The sequence below is a fragment of the Citrobacter sp. CK202 genome (assembly GCF_030333225.1).
GTDB classification, from domain to species: domain Bacteria; phylum Pseudomonadota; class Gammaproteobacteria; order Enterobacterales; family Enterobacteriaceae; genus Citrobacter_B; species Citrobacter_B koseri.
This window is the reverse complement of the sequence record NZ_JAOWGI010000028.1, coordinates 658,722-681,622: the sequence shown is the minus strand read 5'-3', so window position 1 is coordinate 681,622 and position 22,901 is coordinate 658,722. Positions and strand designations below refer to the sequence as shown.

General features: G+C 54.4%; 19 protein-coding genes. 14 read left to right on the top strand and 5 right to left on the bottom strand.

Annotation, left to right across the window (positions count from 1 at the left end; genetic code table 11):
• Positions 1-53 precede the first annotated feature (53 nt).
• The 4 genes from OGX84_RS19280 (at position 54) to OGX84_RS19265 (ending at position 5,784) form a co-directional block, all read left to right on the top strand.
• Positions 54-953, top strand: coding sequence for a glycyl-radical enzyme activating protein (locus tag OGX84_RS19280; protein ID WP_012133135.1), 900 nt, complete (start codon positions 54-56; stop codon positions 951-953).
• Between the two features lie 4 nt (positions 954-957).
• Positions 958-3,390, top strand: a complete 2,433-nt coding sequence (locus OGX84_RS19275) for a glycyl radical protein (protein WP_112002211.1) — start codon at positions 958-960, stop codon at positions 3,388-3,390.
• Positions 3,391-3,555: 165 nt separating this feature from the next.
• On the top strand, positions 3,556-4,371 hold the full coding sequence (locus tag OGX84_RS19270; protein WP_104868877.1) for a Cof-type HAD-IIB family hydrolase: 816 nt from the start codon (positions 3,556-3,558) through the stop codon (positions 4,369-4,371).
• A 150-nt stretch (positions 4,372-4,521) separates the two neighbouring features.
• Positions 4,522-5,784 (top strand): DUF1479 domain-containing protein, encoded by a 1,263-nt coding sequence (locus OGX84_RS19265; RefSeq protein WP_047457936.1) that lies wholly within the window; start codon positions 4,522-4,524, stop codon positions 5,782-5,784.
• Here OGX84_RS19265 and OGX84_RS19260 read toward each other — a convergent pair.
• Positions 5,781-6,854, bottom strand: a complete 1,074-nt coding sequence (locus tag OGX84_RS19260; protein WP_286458300.1) for a LacI family DNA-binding transcriptional regulator — start codon at positions 6,852-6,854, stop codon at positions 5,781-5,783. The two genes, OGX84_RS19265 and OGX84_RS19260, sit on opposite strands and share 4 nt — an antisense overlap.
• Positions 6,855-7,146: 292 nt before the next feature.
• On the opposite strand from OGX84_RS19260, the gene OGX84_RS19255 reads away from it, so the two are divergent.
• Positions 7,147-8,448 (top strand): MFS transporter, encoded by a 1,302-nt coding sequence (locus tag OGX84_RS19255; RefSeq protein ID WP_012133145.1) that lies wholly within the window; start codon positions 7,147-7,149, stop codon positions 8,446-8,448.
• 17 nt (positions 8,449-8,465) lie between these two features.
• On the top strand, positions 8,466-10,829 hold the full coding sequence (locus OGX84_RS19250) for a glycoside hydrolase family 31 protein (protein WP_147294132.1): 2,364 nt from the start codon (positions 8,466-8,468) through the stop codon (positions 10,827-10,829).
• Between the two features lie 82 nt (positions 10,830-10,911).
• On the opposite strand, the gene OGX84_RS19245 is transcribed toward OGX84_RS19250, so the two are convergent.
• Positions 10,912-12,507 carry an ABC-F family ATPase gene (locus OGX84_RS19245; protein ID WP_047457942.1) on the bottom strand — a complete coding sequence of 532 codons (1,596 nt, stop codon included), beginning with the start codon at positions 12,505-12,507 and terminating at the stop codon, positions 10,912-10,914.
• Positions 12,508-12,725: 218 nt separating this feature from the next.
• Between OGX84_RS19245 and ldtB the strand changes: the two genes are divergently transcribed.
• The gene (ldtB, locus tag OGX84_RS19240) at positions 12,726-13,646 is read left to right on the top strand and encodes a L,D-transpeptidase (protein ID WP_012133148.1); all 921 of its coding nucleotides are present in this window, start codon (positions 12,726-12,728) and stop codon (positions 13,644-13,646) included.
• Between the two features lie 80 nt (positions 13,647-13,726).
• Here the strand turns inward: ldtB and OGX84_RS19235 are convergent, their stop codons facing one another.
• Together OGX84_RS19235 and mntR are read right to left on the bottom strand one after the other, a co-directional pair.
• Positions 13,727-14,836, bottom strand: coding sequence for an anion transporter (locus tag OGX84_RS19235; protein WP_153258259.1), 1,110 nt, complete (start codon positions 14,834-14,836; stop codon positions 13,727-13,729).
• Complete coding sequence (gene mntR, locus OGX84_RS19230; protein WP_012133150.1) at positions 14,833-15,306, bottom strand: manganese-binding transcriptional regulator MntR; 474 nt, start codon at positions 15,304-15,306, stop codon at positions 14,833-14,835. Before mntR ends, OGX84_RS19235 begins: the two co-directional genes overlap by 4 nt.
• Positions 15,307-15,492: 186 nt before the next feature.
• Here mntR and mntS point away from each other — a divergent pair, with 186 nt between their 5' ends.
• Both mntS and OGX84_RS19220 read left to right on the top strand, forming a co-directional pair.
• Positions 15,493-15,621: a manganase accumulation protein MntS gene (mntS, locus tag OGX84_RS19225; protein ID WP_047457949.1), complete on the top strand. Its 129-nt coding sequence runs from the start codon at positions 15,493-15,495 to the stop codon at positions 15,619-15,621.
• Between the two features lie 289 nt (positions 15,622-15,910).
• Positions 15,911-17,497 (top strand): phosphoethanolamine transferase, encoded by a 1,587-nt coding sequence (locus tag OGX84_RS19220; protein WP_112002207.1) that lies wholly within the window; start codon positions 15,911-15,913, stop codon positions 17,495-17,497.
• A gap of 151 nt (positions 17,498-17,648) precedes the next feature.
• On the opposite strand, the gene ompX is transcribed toward OGX84_RS19220, so the two are convergent.
• The gene (ompX, locus tag OGX84_RS19215; RefSeq protein ID WP_012133153.1) at positions 17,649-18,164 is read right to left on the bottom strand and encodes an outer membrane protein OmpX; all 516 of its coding nucleotides are present in this window, start codon (positions 18,162-18,164) and stop codon (positions 17,649-17,651) included.
• Positions 18,165-18,517: 353 nt separating this feature from the next.
• On the opposite strand from ompX, the gene rhtA reads away from it, so the two are divergent.
• From rhtA to glnQ, 5 genes are all read left to right on the top strand, one after another.
• Positions 18,518-19,402 (top strand): threonine/homoserine exporter RhtA, encoded by an 885-nt coding sequence (rhtA, locus tag OGX84_RS19210; RefSeq protein ID WP_012133156.1) that lies wholly within the window; start codon positions 18,518-18,520, stop codon positions 19,400-19,402.
• 305 nt (positions 19,403-19,707) lie between these two features.
• Positions 19,708-20,211: a DNA starvation/stationary phase protection protein Dps gene (dps, locus tag OGX84_RS19205; protein WP_012133159.1), complete on the top strand. Its 504-nt coding sequence runs from the start codon at positions 19,708-19,710 to the stop codon at positions 20,209-20,211.
• A gap of 364 nt (positions 20,212-20,575) precedes the next feature.
• Positions 20,576-21,322, top strand: a complete 747-nt coding sequence (gene glnH, locus OGX84_RS19200; RefSeq protein WP_012133160.1) for a glutamine ABC transporter substrate-binding protein GlnH — start codon at positions 20,576-20,578, stop codon at positions 21,320-21,322.
• A 95-nt stretch (positions 21,323-21,417) separates the two neighbouring features.
• Positions 21,418-22,077 (top strand): glutamine ABC transporter permease GlnP, encoded by a 660-nt coding sequence (gene glnP, locus OGX84_RS19195; protein WP_012133162.1) that lies wholly within the window; start codon positions 21,418-21,420, stop codon positions 22,075-22,077.
• Positions 22,074-22,796 (top strand): glutamine ABC transporter ATP-binding protein GlnQ, encoded by a 723-nt coding sequence (gene glnQ, locus OGX84_RS19190; protein ID WP_012133163.1) that lies wholly within the window; start codon positions 22,074-22,076, stop codon positions 22,794-22,796. The genes glnP and glnQ overlap by 4 nt, the downstream gene beginning before the upstream one ends.
• Positions 22,797-22,901: the final 105 nt, after the last annotated feature.

The window sequence follows — 22,901 nt, the reverse complement described above, 5'->3', positions numbered from 1 at the left end:
AACTTTCATTCGAAAGTTATTTAATCTTTATACGAAAGAAAGAGAGGCCGTTTATGATTTTCAATATTCAGCGCTATTCTACCCATGATGGCCCCGGCATTCGCACCGTTGTCTTCCTGAAAGGCTGCTCGCTGGGCTGCCGCTGGTGCCAGAACCCGGAAAGCCGCGCACGCGCCAGAGATCTCTTATACGATGCGCGCCTGTGCCTTGACGGGTGCACGCTGTGCGCGCAAGCCGCGCCAGAGGTGATCGAACGCGCGCTGAACGGCCTGCTTATTCATCGCGAAAAACTGACCGATGCGCATATGGATGCCCTCACCCACTGCTGCCCTACTCAGGCGTTAACCGTCTGCGGCGAAACAAAGCGCGTGGAAGAGATCATGGACACCGTACTGCGCGACAAGCCGTTTTACGATCGCAGCGGCGGCGGTATAACGCTCTCCGGCGGCGAGCCCTTTATGCAGCCGGAACTGGCCGCCGCGTTGTTCAAAGCCAGCCATGATGCGGGTATCCATACCGCGGTCGAAACCTGTCTGCACGTACCGTGGAAATATATCGAACCGTCCCTGCCGAATGTCGATCTGTTCCTCGCCGATTTAAAACACGTTGCCGAGGCGCCGTTTAAGCAGTGGACCGATGGCAGCGCTTCTCGCGTACTGGAAAACCTGAAAAAGCTCGCTGCCGCCGGTAAAAAAATGATCATCCGCGTGCCGCTCATTCAGGGTTTTAACGCCGATGAAGAGGCGATCAAAGCCATTACCGATTTTGCCGCCGACGAACTGCACGTCGGTGAGATCCATTTTCTGCCCTATCACACGCTGGGCATCAATAAATACCACTTACTCAGTCAGCCCTACTATGCCCCGGACAAACCACTTGATGCGCCCGCGTTGCTTGATTTTGCGCAGCAGTACGCCAGCAGCAAAGGTTTAACCGCGACTTTACGAGGATAATCCCATGACCACACTGAAACTGGATACGCTCAGCGACCGCATCAAAGCGCATAAAACCGCGCTGGTGCACATTGTGAAGCCGCCCGTATGTACGGAGCGCGCGCAGCACTACACCGAGATGTATCAGCAACATCTGGATAAGCCGATTCCGGTTCGTCGCGCGCTGGCGCTGGCGCATCATCTGGCGGAACGCACTATCTGGATCAAACATGACGAACTGATTATCGGCAACCAGGCAAGCGAAGTGCGCGCCGCGCCGATCTTCCCGGAATACACCGTCTCGTGGATTGAAAAAGAGATCGACGATCTGGCCGATCGCCCTGGCGCCGGTTTTGCGGTCAGCGAAGAGAACAAACGCGTTTTACACGCCGTGTGCCCGTGGTGGCGTGGTCAGACGGTACAGGACCGCTGCTACGGCATGTTTACCGATGAGCAAAAAGGCCTGCTGGAAACCGGCATCATTAAAGCCGAGGGCAACATGACCTCCGGCGACGCGCATCTGGCGGTAAACTTCCCGCTGCTGCTGGAAAAAGGTCTTGATGGTCTGCGTGACAAAGTGGCGGAACGCCGTTCGCGCATTGACCTGACCGTACTGGAAGACCTGCACGGCGAGCAGTTCCTGAAGGCGATTGATATCGTGCTGGGGGCGGTCAGCCTGCACATCAAACGTTTTGCCAACCTGGCGCGTCAGATGGCGGCGACAGAAAGCCGTGAAAGCCGCCGTGACGAACTGCTGGCGATGGCGGAGAACTGCGATCTCATCGCCCATCAGCCGCCGCAGACGTTCTGGCAGGCGCTGCAACTGTGCTATTTCATCCAGCTGATTTTGCAAATCGAGTCTAACGGTCACTCCGTCTCGTTTGGACGTATGGACCAGTATCTCTGGCCGTATTACCGTCGTGATGTGGAGCAAAACCAGACGCTGGATCGCGAACACGCGATTGAACTGCTGCACAGCTGCTGGCTGAAGCTGCTGGAAGTGAACAAGATCCGCTCCGGCTCTCACTCCAAAGCCTCAGCGGGCAGCCCGCTGTATCAGAACGTCACCATTGGCGGTCAGAGTCTGGTCAACGGTCAGCCGGTGGATGCGGTCAATCCGCTCTCTTACGCTATTCTGGAGTCCTGCGGCCGCCTGCGTTCCACCCAGCCGAACCTCAGCGTGCGCTATCACGCCGGAATGAGCAACGACTTCCTCGATGCCTGCGTGCAGGTTATTCGCTGCGGCTTTGGGATGCCCGCGTTCAACAACGACGAAATCGTTATCCCGGAATTTATTAAACTCGGTATCGACCCACAAGACGCTTACGACTACGCGGCCATCGGCTGTATCGAAACCGCCGTGGGTGGCAAATGGGGCTACCGCTGCACCGGCATGAGCTTCATTAACTTTGCCCGCGTGATGCTGGCAGCGCTGGAAGGTGGCCGCGACGCCACCAGCGGTAAGGTCTTCCTGCCGCAGGAAAAGGCGCTCTCCGCCGGTAACTTCACCAGCTTCGATGAAGTGATGGACGCCTGGGATACGCAGATTCGCTACTACACGCGCAAATCGATCGAAATCGAGTACGTGGTTGACACCATGCTGGAAGAGAACGTCCATGACATTCTCTGCTCGGCGCTGGTGGATGATTGCATCGAACGCGCGAAGAGCATCAAGCAAGGCGGCGCGAAATATGACTGGGTTTCCGGGTTGCAGGTCGGTATCGCTAACCTCGGCAACAGCCTGGCGGCGGTGAAAAAGCTGGTCTTTGAACAGGGGGCTATCGGCCAACAGCAGCTTGCCGCCGCACTGGCCGATGACTTTGAAGGCCTCACTCATGAACAGTTACGCCAGCGGCTGATCAACGGCGCGCCAAAATACGGTAACGACGATGACACCGTCGATACCCTGCTGGCCCGCGCTTATCAGACCTATATCGACGAGCTGAAGCAGTATCACAACCCGCGTTACGGTCGCGGCCCGACCGGCGGCAACTATTACGCCGGAACCTCGTCCATCTCTGCAAACGTACCGTTTGGCGCGGCAACGATGGCGACGCCGGATGGCCGTAAAGCGCATACCCCGCTGGCGGAAGGGGCAAGCCCGGCTTCCGGTACTGACCATCTCGGTCCAACGGCGGTTATTGGCTCCGTCGGCAAACTGCCTACCGGCTCAATTCTCGGCGGCGTGTTGCTCAACCAGAAGCTGAACCCGGCGACGCTGGAGAACGAATCCGACAAGCAGAAGCTGATGATACTGCTGCGCACTTTCTTCGAAGCGCATAAAGGCTGGCATATTCAGTACAACATCGTGTCGCGCGAAACGCTGCTGGACGCGAAGAAGCACCCGGATCAGTATCGCGATCTGGTGGTCAGGGTGGCCGGTTATTCCGCCTTCTTTACCGCGCTATCGCCGGATGCGCAGGACGATATCATCGCCCGTACTGAACATATGTTGTAAAAATATGCCCGGTGGCGCTTCGCTTACCCGGCCTACATATTCCCCCGTAGGCCGGATAAGGCGAAGCCGCCACCCGGCTTTCTGACTTTCATTCGAAATTAAATTTGTGCTCCCCGTCACCTTGTTATTAGAATGTTTCAAAACGCAGTGACCCAGGAGCAATGTATGACTGTTAAAGTTATCGTCATTGATATGGACGGAACTTTTCTCGACGACGCCAAAAAGTACGATCACGCACGATTTATGGCGCAGTATCAGGAACTAAAAAAACGCGGCATCGAATTTGTCGTCGCCAGCGGCAATCAGTATTACCAACTTATTTCCTTTTTCCCCGAGCTGAAAGACGAAATTTCCTTCGTCGCGGAAAATGGCGCGCTGGTTTATGAGCATGGCAAGCAGCTGTTTCATGGCGAACTGACCCGGCATGAATCCCGTATTGTGATTGGCGAACTGTTAAAAGATAAGCAGCTTAATTTTGTCGCCTGCGGCCTGAAAAGCGCTTATGTCAGCGAACATGCGCCGGAATCTTTTGTGGCGCTGATGTCGAAGCACTACCACCGTCTGCAACCCGTGAAGGATTACCAGGACATTGACGATGTTCTGTTTAAGTTTTCACTGAACCTGCCAGACCAGCAGATCCCCTTCGTGGTTGATGCGCTGCATACGTCGCTGGACGGCATTATGAAACCCGTGACCAGCGGCTTCGGCTTCATCGACTTAATCATACCGGGATTACACAAAGCGAACGGCATCAGCCGTCTGTTGAAACGCTGGGATCTTTCGCCGCAAAATGTGGTGGCGATTGGCGACAGCGACAACGATGCGGAAATGCTGAAAATGGCGCGGTACGCTTTCGCGATGGCGAACGCCGCAGACAACATCAAAGCCCTCAGCCGTTATCATACCGATGATAACAACCATCAGGGAGCGTTAAACGTGATTCAGGCCGTACTGGATAACGCCCCGCCTTTTAACGTCTGATTCCAGATACCGGAGCGCTGCTCCGGTTCCCTCCTGCTTTTCCATTCTGCGTACCGCATCAAGTTTTTAAACTTGCATTAACTTATTTATAACTTATATTGTCATTTGTAATTAATTTAAGTTTCGAATGAAAGTCAATGCGAGGTGGTTATGGCTTTAACCTTCACAAGCGATACATTACCGGCCGATCATAAAGCGGCGATCCGGCAGATGAAGCAGGCGTTGCGGGCGCAGCTCGGTGATGTGCAGGGCGTTTTTGACAGGCTCAGCGAGGTGATTGCCACACGCGTGGCGGAAATCAATACGCTCAAAGCGCAGGGCGATGCCGTCTGGCCTGCGCTGTCTTACGCGGATATCCAGTCTGGCGCCATCACGGCAGCGCAGCGTGAACAGATCAAGCGGCGTGGATGCGCGGTCATTAAGGGCCATTTCCCGCGGGAACAGGCGCTGGCATGGGATCAATCCATGCTGGATTATCTGGATCGCAACCATTTTGATGAGGTGTACAAAGGTCCCGGCGATAACTTCTTCGGCACGTTAACCGCCTCCCGCCCTGAAATTTATCCGATTTACTGGTCGCAGGCGCAGATGCAGGCTCGTCAGAGCGAAGAGATGGCGAACGTTCAGTCTTTCCTTAATCGGCTGTGGACATTTGAAAGCGACGGCAGACAGTGGTTCAACCCGGATATCAGCGTGATCTACCCGGATCGCATCCGCCGCCGCCCGCCCGGCACCACCTCAAAAGGTCTGGGGGCGCATACCGATTCCGGCGCGCTGGAACGCTGGCTGCTGCCCGCCTATCAACGGGTTTTCGCCAGTATCTTTAACGGCGAACTGGAGAAGTACGATCCCTGGCATGCCGCCTACCGTACCGAAGTCGAAGAGTATACGGTCGATAACACCACCAAATGCTCGGTTTTCCGCACCTTCCAGGGGTGGACGGCGCTGTCAGATATGCTGCCGGGCCAGGGCTTGCTGCATGTGGTGCCGATTCCAGAAGCGATGGCGTATATTCTGTTACGCCCCCTGCTGGATGACGTTCCTGAAGATGAACTGTGCGGCGTTGCACCAGGCCGGGTGCTGCCGGTTTCGCAACAATGGCATCCGCTGCTGATTGAGGCATTGACCAGTATTCCGCAACTGGAGGCCGGGGACTCCGTCTGGTGGCATTGCGATGTGATCCACTCCGTCGCGCCGGTGGAAAATCAGCAAGGCTGGGGGAACGTGATGTACATCCCCGCCGCGCCGATGTGTGAGAAAAACCTGGCTTACGCGCACAAGGTCAAAGCCGCGCTGGAAACGGGCGCATCGCCAGGCGATTTCCCGCGTGAAGATTACGAAACAAACTGGGAAGGCCGTTTTACGCTGAGCGATCTGAACGTTCACGGAAAACGCGCGCTGGGCATGAGTTAAGCGTCATACAGCCCTTCCCGCTCTACGGCGGTGCGTCGTTTCCCTGGACGTATCCGCCGCACCGACTCCCGCACCGTCAACGTGCCGTTCAGCAACAGCGTACCGATTGGCGCATTCGGACGAACCAGACGTTGTTGCAGCATATGTACCGCCTCCGTCCCCAGCTCATCGCGCGGCACATGCACTGCTGTTAACGGCACATCCTGAATTTCCGCCAGATTAAAGCCGTCAATACTCATCACCGACACATCCTGCGGCACGCGAAGGCCGCGCTTTTGCAACGCGCTGATGACGCCCGCCGCCATAAAATCACCGCCGACCAAAAACGCCGTCGGCAACGCCTTATCCGGCGTATTCGCCAGCCATTCGCTGACCCGCTGCTCCGCCTCTTTCGCACTGAAACTCGGCGATACCAGTAAATCCCGCTTATCGTTAAATTTCAGATTATGGGTTTGCCAGGCGTTGCGAATGCCGGCCAGACGCAGCTCCATCGTGTAGCGACGCAGACAGAGCACCGTCATCACGTCGCGATGCCCCATTGAAAAAAGATAATCAGCGGCAAGTTCGCCAATGGCGCGATGATCGGGCGAAACGGCTGGCAAACGCATTCGCTGGTCGCGGCAATTAATCAGTACGCAGGGTTTCCCCACGTCCACTGCCAAATCGTGAATATGCGGATCGTCAATCCCTAACAAAATCGCCGCCTGCGTTTCCGCTTCGTTCATCCGCGCGAGGAAAAGCTGCGCGTCACTGTCCAGCTCCTCAAGCGCGCAATAACGCAGCCGTACTTCATACGCCGTCAGCCCTTTACTCACGTTCTGAATCACGCGGTAGTAAAAGATGTCGGACCGCTCATCAAACGCCCGCTGCGGCGCAAAGACCACCAGACTATTCAGCAACAGCCTGCCTGCCGCCATCCCGTCCATGACGCCCAGCTCCCGCGCGCACTCCAGCACTTTGTTGCGCGCTTTTTCACTGGTATTTGCCTTCCCCGCCAGCACGCGGGAGACGGTGCTGACGGAAAGCTGCGTCCGCACGGCAATTTCGCTGATTTTGAGCCTTTTATCCATTTTGTGATCTTGCTCCATTTGCTAAATGAAAAAATTTTCATAACGCACAAACAGGGAAATAACTGGCTTAACGTCCATCTTGCCAGAGCGATACCGTTAGTAATGAGAAAACTTGCACAAAATCCACTATTGCCCGCTCATTTTCTCACTTAACCTGAACTTGTCACACAACTTACATACTAGTTGTATAGCAACTAAGAATAAATAAAAAGATAACTTTCAATGAGATAACAAAATTTGTGTGACATCAAAACGTTTATTTCCCCTACCGTCCGTCTTGTGGAGAAAAGAAATGAGTCAGGACATCAATAACACTGTCGCCGCGAGTAAAACCCGCCGCGTCATCAAAAATTTGCGCTGGTATGTGCTGGTGCTGTTCTTACTGGGTGTGACCGTTAACTACATCACGCGTAACTCGCTGGGTATCCTGGCGCCGGAGCTAAAAGAGAGTCTGGGGATCACCACCGAGCAATACTCCTGGATTGTCGGCGCGTTCCAGATTGCCTACACCATTTTCCAGCCCCTGTGCGGCTGGCTGATCGATGTGATTGGCCTGAAGATTGGCTTTATGGTCTGCGCCGGGATCTGGGCGCTGATGTGTATCTTCCACGCGGGCGCCGGAAGCTGGCTGCATCTGGCGATTTTGCGCTTCTTTATGGGCGCATCTGAAGCGGCCGCTACGCCAGCCAACGCCAAAACCATCGGCGAATGGTTCCCGAAATCAGAGCGTCCGGTCGCGGCGGGCTGGGCAGGCGTCGGCTTCTCAATTGGCGCCATGCTGGCGCCGCCAATCATCTACTTCGCGCACGCCTCATTCGGCTGGCAGGGCGCATTTATGTTTACCGGCGTGCTGGCACTGCTGTGGGTGATCCTGTGGTGGGCGTTCTACCATAACCCGGAACAGCACCCGAACCTGAGTGAAGAGGAGCTGGAGTATATCAAGCAGGATAACGAGCCTCCGGCCGTGAAACTGCCCTTCCTGACCGCGCTGAAAACCGTGTCGAAAAATAAACGTTTCTACGGTATCGCGATCCCGGCCTTTATGGCAGAACCGGCCTGGGCGGTGCTGAGCTTCTGGGTGCCGCTGTATCTGGCGAAGGAACACGGCATGGATCTGAAGCAGATCGCCATGTTTGCCTGGCTGCCGTTCCTCGCCGCCGATCTCGGCAGCGTGGCGAGCGGCTACCTCACCCGCCTGTATACCCGTCTGTTTGGCTGCTCTCGCGTTAACTCCGTGGTGGCAAGCTCCGTGACCGGCGCGTTTCTGATGATTTCTCTCGGCATCGTGGCCATTACCCGCGATCCGTATATCACCATCGTGCTGATCTCCATCGGCGGCTTCGGTCATCAGATCATCTCCTGCATGCTGAGCGCGCTGGTCGTGGAGTCGTTTGATAAAGGCCAGATGGCGACCGTCAACGGAATGCGCGGCTCTGCGGCGTGGATCGCCAGCTTCCTCTTCTCTCTGTTAATTGGCGTTACCGCCGACAAAATCGGCTTTAACCCGCTCTTTATCGCCATGGGGTTCTTTGACCTGATTGGCGCTGTTTTCCTGGTGGCATTTATTGCTGAACGTCGCGCCAAGCGCGCCTGATAGTGGATGTATTGCGTATGAAAACCCTGAAAAACTGGATTGTAGAGAAACAGTCGGCCCATCATCTGGAACTGCTGGTCGATGGTCAACACCATCTGTGCCTGTACGTACTGGAAGAAAATCTGTTTCGCGTGCTGATCAAACGTAAAGGCGAACTGGCATTAGACAGAACCTGGAGTATCGCCCCGGCGCAGGATGTGCCGTGGGAAGGCCGCAGCCGTGAGGATGTCAGCGGCTTTAGCTGCCCGGCCTGGCAACTGACGCAGCAGGATGGCGCGCTGATTGTCGCTACTGAGCAACTGCGCGTGACCGTCCACCAGCCGCTGTGGCTGGAGTGGCACTACCGTGACGAGGCGGGCGACTGGCAGCCGCTGGTCAACGACCGCCCCACCAGCGCCTATCTGCTGAACGCTCACGGCGACGGCGTAGCGCACTATTTAAGCCGCCGTAAAGATGAACGTTTTTACGGTCTGGGCGAGAAAGCGGGCGACCTGCAACGCAACGGCCAACGCTATGAGATGCGCAACCTTGACGCGATGGGCTATAACGCGGTCAGCACCGATCCGCTGTACAAACATATTCCATTCACCATCGCCCGCCGCGATGACGTCAGCTACGGTCTGTTTTACGACAACCTGAGCAGCTGCTGGCTGGATCTGGGCAATGAAATCGACAACTATCACACCGCCTATCGCCGCTGGCAGGCGGAAGCGGGCGATATCGATTACTACATCTTTACCGGCAAGCGTGTGCTGGATGTCACCAAAGCCTTTGTGCGCCTGACGGGGAAAACCCTGTTCGGGCCGAAGTGGAGCCTGGGTTACAGCGGCTCAACCATGCATTACACCGATGCGCCGGACGCGCAAAACCAGCTGATGAACTTTATCCGTCTGTGCAATGAACACGCGATTCCGTGCGATTCGTTCCAGCTTTCATCTGGCTACACCTCCATTAACGGCAAACGCTACGTCTTTAACTGGAACTACAACAAGGTGCCGCAGCCGAAAGTGATGACCCAGGCATTCCACGATGCGGGGTTGAAGCTGGCAGCCAACATTAAACCGTGTCTGTTGCAGGATCACCCGCGCTACAACGAAGTCGCGGAAAGAGGGTTATTTATTCGTGATTCGGAAACCGACGCGCCGGAACGTTCAAGTTTCTGGGATGACGAAGGTTCTAACCTCGACTTCACCAATCCGCAAACCGTCGCCTGGTGGCAGGAAGGCGTCACCACGCAGTTGCTGGAGATGGGGATCGACTCCACCTGGAACGACAACAACGAGTTCGAAGTGTGGGATGGCGAAGCCCGCTGCCACGGCTTTGGCCGCGAAATCGCCATCAAACATATTCGCCCGGTCATGCCGCTGTTGATGATGCGCGCCTCGCTGGAAGCGCAGCAGCGCTTTGCGCCGGAAAAACGCCCGTACCTGATCTCCCGTTCCGGCTGCGCCGGGATGCAGCGTTACGTGCAAACCTGGAGCGGCGATAACCGCACCAGTTGGGATACCCTGCGCTACAACACCCGCATGGGGCTGGGGATGAGTCTGTCCGGGCTGTATAACGTGGGTCACGACGTCGGCGGTTTCTCTGGCGATAAACCGGATGCGGAGCTGTTCGTGCGCTGGGTACAGAACGGCGTGATGCACCCTCGCTTTACCATCCACTCATGGAATGACGATCATACGGTGAATGAGCCGTGGATGTACCCGGGCGTGACGCCGGCGATTCGTAGCGCGATTGAGCTACGTTACCGTCTGCTGCCCTACTTCTACACGCTGCTGTGGCAGGCGCATGCCGACGACGAGCCGATGTTGCGCCCCACTTTCCTCGACCACGAGCACGACGCGCAAACCTTCGCAGAGTGCGACGACTTCCTGCTTGGCCGCGATATTCTGGTGGCAAGCGTGGTGGAACCCGGTCAACGTGAACGCCGCGTCTGGCTGCCGGATAACGAAACCGGTTGGTACGATTTCGATAGCCACGAATGGTTCTCTGGCGGCCAGTGGATCACGCTGAACGCGCCGCTGGAAAAACTGCCGCTGCTGGTACGCGCCGGTGCAGGTCTGCCGCTGAGCGAACGGATCACCCATGTCAGCGCTGAACGCGACGATACCCGCGAGCTGAAACTGTTCCCGGTCAAAGGCGTGGGGACAACGTCCGGTCTGCTGTTTGAAGACGATGGCGAAAGCTGGGGTTATCAGACGGGCAATGCCCTGTGGGTGGAATGGGAGATGGTGTGCGATGGGGCGACCGTCAACCTGAGGATCAACGCGCGTGGCGACTATCGTCCGGCATGGAACGCGTTGAAGGTATCGTTACCGGCGGGGGAAAAACGCACGCTGCGGGTGAATGGCGTTGAAGGGAGTGAGTGGGTGCTCTGAAAATTGCCGGGTGGCGGCTTCGCCTTACCCGGCCTACAAACTGTAGCGTAGGCCCGGTAAGCGTAGCGCCACCGGGCTTTTTTTAGCCGTCGATCCCTTTACTACGCAGATAATCTTCGTAGTTGCCGCTGAAGTCCACCACGCGCTGCGGCGTAATTTCCAGCACGCGCGTCGCCAGCGAGCTAACAAACTCACGGTCGTGAGAAACGAAAATCAGCGTGCCCTGATACATCTCCAGCGCCATGTTCAGCGATTCGATCGATTCCATATCCAGGTGGTTGGTCGGTTCGTCCATCACCAGGATATTCGGTTTCTGCATCATCAGCTTACCGAACAACATACGCCCTTTTTCACCACCGGAGAGCACCTTCGCCGGTTTTCTGATATCGTCCTGGCTGAACAACAGACGGCCAAGAATGCTGCGTACAGCCTGCTCGTCATCGCCTTCCTGCTTCCACTGACTCATCCATTCAAACACCGTCAGGTCATTTTCGAACTCATATTCGTGATCCTGCGCGTAATACCCAATGCGCGCGTTCTCTGACCATTTCACGGTGCCGTTATCCGGCGCCAGATCGCCCACCAGCGTTTTCAGCAACGTGGATTTACCCACGCCGTTAGTCCCGAGTACCGCAAGCTTTTCGCCCACTTCCAGCAGCAGATTAACGCCCTTGAACAGCGGGCCATTATCAAAGCCTTTCGCGAGCGCTTCCACTTCCAGCGCGTTACGGAACAGCTTCTTATCCTGTTCAAAACGGATGAACGGGTTCTGACGGCTGGAGGCCTTCACCTCATCAAGCTTAATTTTATCAATCTGACGGGCACGAGACGTTGCCTGGCGAGACTTAGACGCGTTAGCGCTAAAGCGGCTGACGAAAGATTGCAGGTCTGCAATCTGCGCCTTTTTCTTGGCGTTATCGGCCAGCAGGCGTTCACGCGCCTGGGTGGCGGCAGTCATATACTCGTCGTAGTTACCCGGGTAAATGCGCAGTTCGCCGTAATCCAGATCCGCCATATGCGTACACACCATATTCAGGAAGTGACGGTCGTGCGAAATGATGATCATGGTGCTGTCACGTTCGTTCAGTACCTGCTCCAGCCAACGGATCGTGTCGATGTCGAGGTTGTTGGTCGGTTCATCAAGCAGCAGGATATCGGGGTCGGAAAACAGCGCCTGCGCCAGCAGGACACGCAGTTTCCAGCCTGGCGCGACTTCGCTCATCGGGCCGTAGTGCTGCTCAACCGGAATACCCACGCCCAGCAGCAGTTCGCCCGCGCGCGCTTCGGCAGAGTAACCATCCATTTCGCCGTATTTCACTTCCAGATCGGCCACTTTATAGCCATCTTCTTCACTCATTTCCGGCAGCGCGTAGATGCGGTCGCGTTCCTGTTTTACTTCCCACAGTTCAACATGCCCCATGATCACTGTGTCGAGTACGCTGAACTCTTCGAAGGCAAACTGATCCTGGCGCAGCTTACCGATACGCTCGTTTGGATCGAGAGAGACGTTGCCCAGCGTCGGTTCGAGATCGCCGCCGAGGATTTTCATAAAGGTGGATTTACCGCTACCGTTGGCGCCAATCAGGCCGTAACGGTTGCCGCCGCCAAATTTGACGGAAATATTTTCAAACAGCGGCTTGCTGCCGAACTGCATGGTGACGTTGCTGGAAACTAACACTGGCGTATCCTGAAAAATATGTGACAAACCGCTTATTATGCCACAAGTCTTAAATAAGATCGCGCCTCACGGTAAGCCGCTAAAATTGTCCTCACGGGAAAAAAATGTGATTTCGTACACATCTGAATTCCCACTTAACGGGAATGCACATATAATGCGCTCCCAACATGACAGAATTCTCAACCCAATAGCCTGCCAGGCACTGAATCTCGCATAACATGAATATGAAATTAACAACGTTTTTCGCGGCGGCCCTCGCTGTAGTTGGCTTTTGCAGCACCGCCTCAGCGGTGACTTATCCTTTACCGACCGATGGCAGTCGCGTCGTTGGTCAAAACCAGGTGATCACTATCCCGGAAGGCAATACCCAACCGCTGGAGTATTTTGCGGCTGAATACCAGATGGGGCTGTCTAACATGCTGGAAGCGAACCCGGGTGTTGATACCTTCCTGCCAAAAGGCGGTACGGTGCTGAACATTCCTCAGCAGCTGATCCTGCCGGACACCGTGCATGAAGGCATTGTCATTAACAGTGCGGAAATGCGTCTGTACTACTACCCGAAAGGCACCAACACGGTGATCGTCCTGCCGATTGGTATCGGTCAATTAGGGAAAGACACGCCAATCAACTGGACAACGAAAGTTGAGCGTAAGAAAGCAGGCCCGACCTGGACGCCGACGGCGAAAATGCATGCCGAATACCGCGCGGCGGGCGAACCGCTGCCTGCCGTCGTGCCGGCTGGCCCGGATAACCCGATGGGTCTGTACGCGCTGTACATTGGTCGTCTGTATGCAATTCATGGCACCAACGCCAACTTCGGTATCGGCCTGCGCGTCAGCCACGGCTGCGTCCGTCTGCGTAACGACGACATCAAGTTCCTGTTTGAAAATGTGCCGGTCGGCACCCGCGTACAGTTTATCGACGAGCCGGTGAAAGCGACCACTGAGCCAGATGGCAGCCGTTACATTGAAGTCCATAACCCTCTGTCTACCACGGAAGCGCAGTTCGAAGGCGGCGAGATCGTACCGATTAACCTGAACAAAAGCGTTCAGAGCGTCACCAGCCAGCCTGATGTCGATCAGTCTGTGGTTGAGCAGGCCGTTCAGAACCGTTCCGGTATGCCGGTTCGTCTGAACTGATCAGAGCAATGTGCCGGGTGGCGACTCTCGCCTTACCCGGCCTACCGCGTCGGCCCGATAAGCATAGCGCCATCGGGCCATCACTTCAGCAGCAACAATCCATATCCCACCAGCGCCGCCCAGAGCAGCATCGGCAACGAATACCAATGAAACCGCCACCAGATACGCCGATCATTTGCCATCCGCAATGCAATCAGATTCGCCAGCGATCCCGGTAGCAAACCAAAACCACCGATATTGACCGCCCAGGCCAGCAACGCGGTCGGCGGAACGTAGTTGAGCAATAAAATCGTGGCGGGCACATTGCTGATAAACTGCGACAGACCGAGCGCAGTCAGCCAAAGCCCCGACGCAGAGAGCGTTTCAACATGGCGCAGTACGCCCTGCAACACCGGTAGCTGTATCAATAAATGCACGTCGATAAACATCACTATAAACACCAGCAGCAACGTCCAGTCGACGCTCAGTACCACGCGGCGCGCCAGGACGATGAACCCTGCCGCCACAATCGCCAGCCCCCAGAGTTCCTGCTTCAGTTCAAGCGCGGTCAGAAACACGATATACAACCCAGAACAGCTCCACACCAGGCGCGGTTGCCACTCAGGGGCGCGCGTACCGGTATGGTATTGCAACGCCTTCCCCGGAAAACAAAGGCCACACAGCACCAACAGCGTCAGCATCATCACGGCGGCAAGCGGCGCCATCTGCCAGACAAAAGCCGCAAATGAGAGGCCAGAACGCCCCCACAACAAAATATTTTGCGGATTGCCAATCGGCGTGAGCAGCGAACCGGCATTGACCGCCAGCGCCTCAAAGATAATCAGCCGGTTTACCGGAATCGCACACAGTCTTTTCAGGGTAATGGTCAGCGGAACGACGATAAACAGCGCCACATCGTTGGTCAGGAACGTTGACAGCACCGCCGCCGCCAGCACCATAAACATTGCCAGACGGCGTTCCGTTTTAAAACGACGAACCATTCTGCGGCCCAGCACATCAAAATATCCGCTCAGCTCAACGCCTTTGGTCAGCAGCATCAAACCGCTCAGCGTAATAATGGTGTGCCAGTCAATTGCACCCGGCCAGGTGCGGGGGGTAAACGGGACGAACAGACTGAGTCCGGCCCCGACAAGGAGTAATAACAGCAGGAAACGATCGCGTCTTAATGCCCGCAGAAAAGGAAAACTCATTCAGAAGGCGTTCCGTGCTTTTGCGTAAACAGGCGGAAAGCCTCAAGCGTTTCCTGGCTTACATGGTGCTCCATCCCTTCCGCATCGCGGCGTGCGATTTCCGGGCTGACGCCCAGCACCAGTAAAAAGTTTTCCACGATCTGGTGGCGTTCACGGCTTTCCTGCGCCAGCTTCTCGCCTTCTGCGGTCAGGAATACCCCGCGCCAGGGGATCATTTCGATAAGCCCTACCGACGCCAGACGCTTGAGCATCTTGGCGACCGTCGGCTGGGAAACGCCAAGTCGCGCCGCCATATCAACCTGACGCGCTTCACCGACCTCGATAATTAAATCGGAAATCAGCTCAACGTAGTCATCAATCAGTTCACGGCGATGCGCTTCCCTGACCTGGCGGAACCCTTCGACGTGTTCTTCGACATTCACTAATTGCGTCACTTTTTTTGTTGTTGGCGTACCTGCGCGACGACTCATTCTGCTTCCTCGTTACTGTGACGCGTTAATTGCATCTGGCTGGAGTGGGCCCATTGTAAACCAGAGTTGCACAGGCTCAAAAATTTAACGTTTTAGCAATAGCTATATAATATAGCCTGTGCTATATCTGTATGTAATGCAGGCATCCCTCACGGATCGATGGGATCGTAAAGTCAGGAGGTTTCTATGAACGAATTTAAGAGGTGTATGCGCGTGTTTAGCCACTCTCCCTTTAAAGTACGGTTAATGCTGCTGTCCATGCTGTGTGACATGATCAACGGCAAACCCGAGCAGGATCAACCCTCGTCAAAATAACGCGGCGTCGCGGTACGCCGCTCCATTTTGACGCCATCTTCGCGGCCATCAAGGCGCGCTCGCGCTGTGTTTTATCTCAATACCCTTTCTTTTTGTCGGTTTTGCTGCCCCCTTCGCAAAACATTTTCCTTGTAGTAGTTGACCTTCTTATACACACGCTCTATCGTTGCGCAGCCCTGCATATATTGCGGCTCGCAGATGCGGACCCCATCCCCTCTTCACGCACTTTCCGGCAGGTATTGACCCTTAACGCCAGGGTGAGCACATGGCGTTTTTGCAATAGTGGCATATGAATTTAACCCTCAAAGACTCGCTTATTGCCCGCAGCAGGGCCATTAGCCCGTGGACTGGCTTCTACTTTTTACAGTCGCTGCTGATTAACCTCGCGTCGGGCTACCCGTTTAGCCTGTTCTATACAGCGGCCTTTACCTGCCTATTGCTGTTGCTCTGGCGCACCGCGCCGCGCACGCAAAAGGTGTTGATCGGGCTATGCTCGCTGATCGCCGCCATGTATTTCCCGTTCGGCCAGGCCTACGGCTCGCCAAACTTTAATACGCTGCTGGCGCTGCATTCGACCAACGTGGAAGAGTCCACCGAAATCCTGACCATCTTCCCGTGGTACAACTATCTGGTAGGCCTCTTTATCTTTGTACTGGGCGTGATTGCCGTTCGCCGTAAGCAAGAGACGGAGAAAAAAGCCTGGCGCGTTGTGGACAGCGTGTGTCTGCTGTTCAGCGTCATCGCCTTTTTTGTCGCGCCGGTGCAAAACCTGGCGTGGGGCGGCGTGTTTAAATTAAAAGACACCGGCTACCCGGTTTTTCGCTTCGTGAAGGATGTCATCGTCAACAACAATGAGGTGATTGAGGAGCAAGAGCGGATGGCGAAGCTGTCCGGGATGAAAGATACCTGGACGGTCACTGCGGTTAAGCCCCGATACCATACCTACGTGGTGGTGATCGGTGAAAGCGCGCGGCGTGACGCAATGGGCGCATTCGGCGGTCACTGGGATAACACCCCGTTCGCCAGTACCGCCAACGGTTATTTTTTCATGGATTACGTTGCCGCCAGCGGCTCAACGCAAAAATCGCTCGGTTTAACGCTCAACCGCGTGGTCGACAACAAGCCGCAATTCCAGGATAACTTTGTGACGCTGGCCAACCGTGCCGGTTTCCAGACCTGGTGGTTCTCGAATCAGGGGCAAATCGGCGAATACGATACGGCTATCGCCAGCATCGCGAAACGTGCCGATGAAGCGCACTTCCTGAAAAGCGGAGACTTCGAAGCTGACAAGAATACGCGTGACGATGCGCTGTTAAAAATGACCGCTCAGGTACTGGAGACAGAACGCACGCAGCCGCAGTTAATCGTGCTGCACCTGATGGGTTCGCACCCGCAGGCCTGCGATCGCACGCAGGGAAAATACGACGTTTTCGTGCAGTCGAAAGAGACCTCTTGCTACCTGTACACCATGACCCAAACGGATGCGTTGCTGGGAAAACTGTACGCGCAGTTGCGTAACAGCGGCGACAGCTTCTCTATGGTCTACTTCTCGGATCATGGTCTCGCATTTAAAGAGCGCGGGAAAGAGGTGCAGTATCTGGCGCATGACGACAGGTATCAGCAGAATTTTCAGGTGCCGTTTATGGTGCTTTCCAGCGATGACAAAGCGCATCGCGTGATTAAAGCGCGCCGCTCGGCAAATGATTTCTTAGGCTTTTTCTCGCAATGGACGGGGATCAGCGCGAAAGAGATTAAAACCAAATATCGTTTTATCTCTGAGCAGAAAGCCGGGCCGGTCTTCATCACCAACTTCAAGTTGCAGAAGGTGGATTACAACCATCTGGGTACGGATATTTTTAGTACCAAACAGCGCTAAACCTGTAGTCCTGTAATGTTATAGGCCTGATAAGACGCCTCAGCGTCGCCATCAGGCATTGCCGGATGGCGGCATAAATACCTTATCCGGCCTACACATCAGACAAAAAAAATCCGCCCCGAGGGGCGGATTTTTCATATCACCGAAGTGATTAGAAGCGGTAACCAACACCGGCGATCCAGGTGCCGACGTCCACGTTACGGATACGGCTCTGCTCATAGGAGAAGTCCAGCGCAACGTTTTCGATCGGGTTGAACTGCAAACCGGCACCGTAGGAGAAACCGTAGTCGCTGGTGTCGTGTTTGTCAGCCGGGGTGGCAGCAGTCTGGAATTTACCGTAACCCACACCAACAACACCGTAGATGCTTGCCCAGTCGTTCAGACGGTAAGCAGGACCGGCGGTGAGGCCGTAGTACTGAGTTTTGTTGTAATCGCCAGCACCGTTAGTACGATCTTTTTCTGTGTAGGTGAAGGAACCGATTACGCCCAGCGGGTTGTTGTCCTGCTCGTAGCGATACTTCAGGTTAAAACCGTTCATTTTGTTCGCTGCGCCCTGAGCATCGCTCTGAGCGTAACCACCCGTAACGGTAGAAGTAGCAGCTACAGCAGTACCTGCGGAAATAGCCAGAACAGCGGCCAGTGCTGAAAGACATGCAATTTTTTTCATAACCACCTCAAATGTGCTTCAAGTAAATCCTAAGTTATAAATATATCAAAAATTGATGAGAAACTCTTTGCGATTCGCGATGTCTAACGGGTCTTTTCGTGTAACAGAACATTTCCATAACCCGCTATCTCTTTCAAATAACATCACTTTTCCGGTGAAGCGCACCATTATTACGCGCACAATATGGTACATTCATCCAGATAATTCCTAATTACGCAGTTTATTAATCCATCAATTCATCGATATTTTACGGATTCTCCGGGATTTTTTTTCAACGAATACTCAACCGTCAGAGGTTATTTCTATTACACTGCCTTTTTTACTTCTATTGACATTAATTGACAGGAGAAAGGATGCCGGGGTCGTCACGTAAGCCAGTCTGGCTGCCTATTTTGGTTTTGCTCATTGCGATGTCCTCTATTCAGAGCGGAGCCTCACTGGCGAAATCGCTGTTCCCTCTCGTCGGGGCGCCGGGCGTTACCGCACTGCGTCTGGCATTAGGCACGCTAATCCTGATTGCGTTCTTTAAGCCCTGGCGTCTGCGCTTTGCCAGAGAACAGCGGCTGCCGCTCCTGTTTTACGGTCTGTCGCTTGGCGGGATGAACTACCTGTTTTACCTGTCGATTCAGACGGTGCCGCTCGGCATCGCCGTTGCGCTGGAGTTCACCGGGCCGCTGGCGGTCGCGCTGTTCTCGTCCAGACGGCCTGTCGATTTCATCTGGGTTGTGCTGGCCGTGCTTGGACTCTGGTTCCTGTTGCCGCTTGGTCAGGGCGTATCGCATGTTGATTTAACGGGTGCCGCGCTGGCGCTCGGCGCAGGCGCCTGCTGGGCTATCTATATTCTGACCGGGCAGCGGGCGGGTGAAGAACACGGCCCCGCGACCGTGGCGGTAGGCTCGCTCATTGCGGCGATCGTTTTCGTTCCGGTTGGCGCGCTACAGGCGGGAGAGGCATTATGGCACTGGTCGATTCTCCCGCTGGGTCTGGCTGTCGCCGTGCTGTCAACGGCGCTGCCCTACTCGCTGGAAATGATCGCGCTGACGCGACTGCCCACGCGAACGTTTGGGACGCTGATGAGCATGGAGCCCGCGCTGGCTGCCGTTTCGGGGATGATTTTCCTAGGAGAAACGCTGACGCTGGTGCAGCTTCTGGCCCTGGCCGCCATCATTGCCGCCTCGATGGGGTCCACGCTCACCATCCGGCGGGAAACGAAAATTCAGCAAGTCGACATTAATTAACGTTACAATTCTGCATGATTTGCATAATCATGCAGAATATTGCTTTTATCCTTCTCATTATTATTATCTCCGCTATTTTTCTGCTGCCTGAAAACCTATTTATGTTTATCGCTAATAGTGAATGAGAATTATTAACATGCTGACACTTAATTTAATAACATATTGATTTTTAATCATTTTAAATATTAAACACTTTCTGCGCTATTAAAGTGATAGGCACAGACAGAAAAGCAAAATGAAAAACCGGTGCTATACTTAGTTTCGTTAATTACCTGGGACACAAAACATCAAGAGGATATGAGATTATGAGTACCGCTAAACTGGTAAAAACGAAAGCGTCTAATCTGCTTTATACCCGCAACGATGTATCAGACAGCGATAAGAAAGCGACGGTTGAGTTGCTGAATCGTCAGGTGATCCAGTTCATTGACCTGTCACTGATCACTAAGCAGGCTCACTGGAATATGCGCGGTGCTAACTTTATTGCCGTACATGAGATGCTGGATGGCTTCCGTACAGCGCTGACCGACCACCTTGATACCATGGCAGAACGTGCCGTACAGCTGGGTGGCGTGGCATTAGGGACAACGCAAGTGATTAACAGCAAAACACCGCTGAAAAGCTATCCGCTGGATATCCATAGCGTTCAGGATCACCTGAAAGAGCTGGCGGATCGTTACTCTGTTGTCGCCAATGATGTTCGTAAAGCCATCAGCGAAGCCAAAGACGAAGACACTGCTGATATCTTTACCGCTGCTTCCCGCGACCTCGATAAATTCCTGTGGTTCATCGAAGCCAACATCGAATAAGCAGCATGATAAGTAAGACCTATGAACCCTCGCTTCGGCGGGGGTTTTGCACTTTTATAGTGCATCAAATTTCTTCCGCCCTGCCGTAAAGTAAAATATTTGTAATAATCACCTCACACAATCGTTAACGAGAGATTGTTTTAGCAACAATTTTTGCGCTAAATAGTCATACCGTTTGCACCTGATTCGGTCTGCACTAAATCAGTGCCCCAAAACGGTGCAATCCGTCAGTTTTGCCACGCTTATTGTGCATTAAAATGAAATGCCTTCTTTTTAAAACAATGAGTTGCATAATTGGCACGATTCTTTCATTACGCCATATGTTCTCGCAGGGGATCGCCCCGTGGATATAAAAGGAAATGCTATGAAGTCTGTATTAAAAGTTTCACTGGCTGCACTTACCCTGGCTTTTGCGGTGTCTTCTCACGCCGCGGATAAGAAACTCGTCGTGGCAACCGACACGGCGTTCGTTCCGTTTGAATTCAAACAGGGCGACAAATACGTTGGCTTTGATGTGGATCTGTGGGCCGCTGTCGCGAAAGAGCTGAATCTGGACTACACCCTGAAACCGATGGATTTCAGCGGCATCATCCCGGCGCTGCAAACCAAAAACGTCGACCTGGCGCTGGCAGGCATCACGATCACCGACGAACGTAAAAAAGCGATCGACTTCTCTGACGGCTATTACAAAAGCGGTCTGTTGGTCATGGTGAAAGCCAATAACAACGATGTGAAAAGCGTGAAAGACCTCGACGGCAAAGTGGTTGCGGTGAAGAGCGGCACCGGTTCTGTCGATTACGCGAAAGCGAACATCAAAACCAAAGATCTGCGTCAGTTCCCGAACATCGATAACGCCTACATGGAACTGGGCACCAACCGCGCAGACGCCGTTCTGCACGATACGCCAAACATCCTCTATTTCATCAAAACCGCGGGCAATGGTCAGTTCAAAGCGGTAGGTGAGTCTCTGGAAGCGCAGCAATACGGCATCGCCTTCCCGAAAGGCAGCGACGAACTGCGTGAGAAAGTGAACGGCGCGCTGAAAACACTGCGTGAAAACGGCACCTATAACGAAATCTACAAAAAATGGTTCGGTACTGAACCTAAATAATAACGCTGTATTTTAGCTCGTTACGCCCGGTGGCGCTTGCGCTTATCGGGCGTACAGGCCTTTGAGTATTTTCACCACGGTAACAGGAACAATTTATGGAGTTTGACTGGAGTGCCATCTGGCCCGCCATCCCGCTGTTGATTGAAGGCGCCAAAATGACCCTGTGGATTTCAATCCTTGGTCTGGCTGGCGGCCTGGTCATCGGGTTGCTTGCGGGTTTTGCGCGCACCTTTGGTGGTTGGATCGCCAACCACGTTGCGCTGGTCTTTATCGAAGTGATTCGCGGTACGCCTATCGTTGTGCAGGTGATGTTTATCTACTTCGCGCTGCCGATGGCGTTTAACGATCTGCGAATTGATCCCTTCAGCGCCGCCGTTGTTACCATCATGATTAACTCGGGCGCGTACATTGCAGAAATCACGCGCGGTGCGGTGCTGTCTATCCACAAAGGTTTTCGCGAAGCGGGCCTGGCGTTAGGGCTGTCTCGCGGCGAAACCATTCGCCACGTTATTTTACCGCTCGCGCTGCGCCGTATGCTGCCGCCGCTCGGTAATCAGTGGATTATCAGCATCAAAGATACCTCGCTGTTTATTGTTATCGGCGTCGCCGAACTGACTCGTCAGGGGCAGGAAATCATCGCCGGTAACTTCCGCGCGCTGGAAATCTGGAGTGCCGTTGCGGTGTTCTATCTGATCATTACGCTGGTACTGAGCTTCATTCTGCGTCGTCTGGAAAGAAGGATGAAAATCCTGTGATTGAATTTAAAAACGTCTCCAAGCATTTTGGGCCAACCCAGGTGCTGCACAATATTGATCTGAACATCAAACAGGGTGAAGTGGTGGTCATCATCGGGCCATCCGGCTCCGGGAAGTCCACTCTGCTGCGCTGCATCAACAAACTGGAAGAGATCACGTCCGGCGAGTTGATTGTTGATGGTCTGAAAGTGAACGATCCGAAGGTGGATGAGCGGTTAATCCGTCAGGAAGCCGGCATGGTGTTCCAGCAGTTCTATCTCTTCCCGCATCTGACGGCGCTGGAAAACGTCATGTTCGGGCCGCTGCGCGTGCGCGGCGCGAAGAAAGAAGATGCCGAAAAGCAGGCCAAAGAGTTATTAGCGAAAGTCGGGCTGGCAGAGCGTGCGCATCACTATCCTTCCGAACTTTCCGGCGGTCAGCAGCAGCGTGTGGCGATTGCCCGCGCGCTGGCGGTGAAGCCGAAAATGATGCTGTTTGATGAACCGACCTCCGCGCTGGACCCGGAACTGCGTCACGAAGTGCTGAAAGTCATGCAGGATCTGGCGGAAGAAGGGATGACAATGGTCATTGTGACCCACGAAATCGGCTTTGCCGAGAAAGTGGCCTCCCGTCTGATCTTCATCGACAAAGGGCGCATTGCGGAAGACGGTAATCCGCAAACCCTGATTGAAAATCCGCCCAGCCAGCGTTTGCAGGAGTTCTTGCAGCACGTTTCCTGAGGCACGCCCCTCCCTTCCGCCCGGAAGGGAGGGTTTCCCCGGAATCCTCCCATTTCAAATCCCTCCCCTTTAAGCATCTATACTTATCTTTTTGCTTATATTTCT

What these genes read in the sequence shown, in the direction of transcription:
- OGX84_RS19280 (WP_012133135.1), top strand. Translation starts at nt 54, where the DNA reads ATGATTTTCAATATTCAGCGCTATTCTACCCATGATGGCCCCGGCATT.
- OGX84_RS19275 (WP_112002211.1), top strand. Translation starts at nt 958, where the DNA reads ATGACCACACTGAAACTGGATACGCTCAGCGACCGCATCAAAGCGCAT.
- OGX84_RS19270 (WP_104868877.1), top strand. Translation starts at nt 3,556, where the DNA reads ATGACTGTTAAAGTTATCGTCATTGATATGGACGGAACTTTTCTCGAC.
- OGX84_RS19265 (WP_047457936.1), top strand. Translation starts at nt 4,522, where the DNA reads ATGGCTTTAACCTTCACAAGCGATACATTACCGGCCGATCATAAAGCG.
- OGX84_RS19260 (WP_286458300.1), bottom strand. Translation starts at nt 6,854, where the DNA reads ATGGATAAAAGGCTCAAAATCAGCGAAATTGCCGTGCGGACGCAGCTT.
- OGX84_RS19255 (WP_012133145.1), top strand. Translation starts at nt 7,147, where the DNA reads ATGAGTCAGGACATCAATAACACTGTCGCCGCGAGTAAAACCCGCCGC.
- OGX84_RS19250 (WP_147294132.1), top strand. Translation starts at nt 8,466, where the DNA reads ATGAAAACCCTGAAAAACTGGATTGTAGAGAAACAGTCGGCCCATCAT.
- ldtB (WP_012133148.1), top strand. Translation starts at nt 12,726, where the DNA reads ATGAATATGAAATTAACAACGTTTTTCGCGGCGGCCCTCGCTGTAGTT.
- OGX84_RS19235 (WP_153258259.1), bottom strand. Translation starts at nt 14,836, where the DNA reads ATGAGTTTTCCTTTTCTGCGGGCATTAAGACGCGATCGTTTCCTGCTG.
- mntR (WP_012133150.1), bottom strand. Translation starts at nt 15,306, where the DNA reads ATGAGTCGTCGCGCAGGTACGCCAACAACAAAAAAAGTGACGCAATTA.
- mntS (WP_047457949.1), top strand. Translation starts at nt 15,493, where the DNA reads ATGAACGAATTTAAGAGGTGTATGCGCGTGTTTAGCCACTCTCCCTTT.
- OGX84_RS19220 (WP_112002207.1), top strand. Translation starts at nt 15,911, where the DNA reads ATGAATTTAACCCTCAAAGACTCGCTTATTGCCCGCAGCAGGGCCATT.
- ompX (WP_012133153.1), bottom strand. Translation starts at nt 18,164, where the DNA reads ATGAAAAAAATTGCATGTCTTTCAGCACTGGCCGCTGTTCTGGCTATT.
- rhtA (WP_012133156.1), top strand. Translation starts at nt 18,518, where the DNA reads ATGCCGGGGTCGTCACGTAAGCCAGTCTGGCTGCCTATTTTGGTTTTG.
- dps (WP_012133159.1), top strand. Translation starts at nt 19,708, where the DNA reads ATGAGTACCGCTAAACTGGTAAAAACGAAAGCGTCTAATCTGCTTTAT.
- glnH (WP_012133160.1), top strand. Translation starts at nt 20,576, where the DNA reads ATGAAGTCTGTATTAAAAGTTTCACTGGCTGCACTTACCCTGGCTTTT.
- glnP (WP_012133162.1), top strand. Translation starts at nt 21,418, where the DNA reads ATGGAGTTTGACTGGAGTGCCATCTGGCCCGCCATCCCGCTGTTGATT.